This is a genomic window from Pseudomonas sp. SIMBA_067 (assembly GCF_046534675.1).
In the GTDB taxonomy this organism is placed as follows: domain Bacteria; phylum Pseudomonadota; class Gammaproteobacteria; order Pseudomonadales; family Pseudomonadaceae; genus Aquipseudomonas; species Aquipseudomonas putida.
In genome coordinates this window covers 1-481 of sequence record NZ_JAWRYH010000049.1, presented here as the reverse complement: position 1 = coordinate 481, position 481 = coordinate 1, and the positions used below count along the sequence as shown (strand labels likewise).

Below are 481 nucleotides of genomic sequence, written 5' to 3'. Positions count from 1 at the left end.
ACAGAAATCCCCCTTACACGGAGGCATCAGTGACCAAACAGGAAAAAACCGCCCTTAACATGGCCCGCTTTATCAGAAGCCAGACATTAACGCTTCTGGAGAAACTCAACGAGCTGGACGCGGATGAACAGGCAGACATCTGTGAATCGCTTCACGACCACGCTGATGAGCTTTACCGCAGCTGCCTCGCGCGTTTCGGTGATGACGGTGAAAACCTCTGACACATGCAGCTCCCGGAGACGGTCACAGCTTGTCTGTAAGCGGATGCCGGGAGCAGACAAGCCCGTCAGGGCGCGTCAGCGGGTGTTGGCGGGTGTCGGGGCGCAGCCATGACCCAGTCACGTAGCGATAGCGGAGTGTATACTGGCTTAACTATGCGGCATCAGAGCAGATTGTACTGAGAGTGCACCATTGCGGTGTGAAATACCGCACAGATGCGTAAGGAGAAAATACCGCATCAGGCGCTCTTCCGCTTCCTCGC

General features: G+C 55.9%; 1 protein-coding gene. It reads left to right on the top strand.

Annotation, left to right across the window (positions count from 1 at the left end; all coding sequences use genetic code 11):
- The first annotated feature begins 29 nt into the window (after positions 1-29).
- Entirely contained in the window at positions 30-221 is a 192-nt protein-coding gene (locus SB765_RS28010) for a Rop family plasmid primer RNA-binding protein (protein ID WP_000165985.1), read from the top strand.
- Positions 222-481 lie beyond the last annotated feature (260 nt).